Source organism: Pseudoalteromonas sp. C12FD-1, from assembly GCF_037414265.1.
Taxonomy (GTDB): domain Bacteria; phylum Pseudomonadota; class Gammaproteobacteria; order Enterobacterales; family Alteromonadaceae; genus Pseudoalteromonas.
In genome coordinates this window covers 1-260 of sequence record NZ_JBBEVD010000027.1, presented here as the reverse complement: position 1 = coordinate 260, position 260 = coordinate 1, and the positions used below count along the sequence as shown (strand labels likewise).

The 260-nt window shown below is 41.9% G+C and carries 1 protein-coding gene; it reads right to left on the bottom strand.

Annotated elements, in window-relative coordinates; translation table 11 throughout:
• Positions 1 to 260, bottom strand: a 260-nt coding sequence (locus WDB87_RS00150; RefSeq protein WP_337848653.1) for a hypothetical protein, incomplete at both ends; no start/stop codon positions are given.

The window sequence follows — 260 nt, the reverse complement described above, 5'->3', positions numbered from 1 at the left end:
CCTGTAATCGTGTAGGTATTATTAGTAACTGTGGCTTCAAAGCTGCGCTCATTACCGGCTTCATCTGTTACTACCACTGTTACCGTTTGATTGTCTTCAACACCTGTTGTGGTCCCTGTAATTTCAACACTTACGTTTTCACCATTACCGTTAATTACGCCATCGTTTGTATCGTTAATATCAACGGTTACAGTAGCTGCGGTGTCTTTAGTAAAGGTGGTTTCGTTTGTGGCTAAATTACCCTCAACGTCTAATGCGCT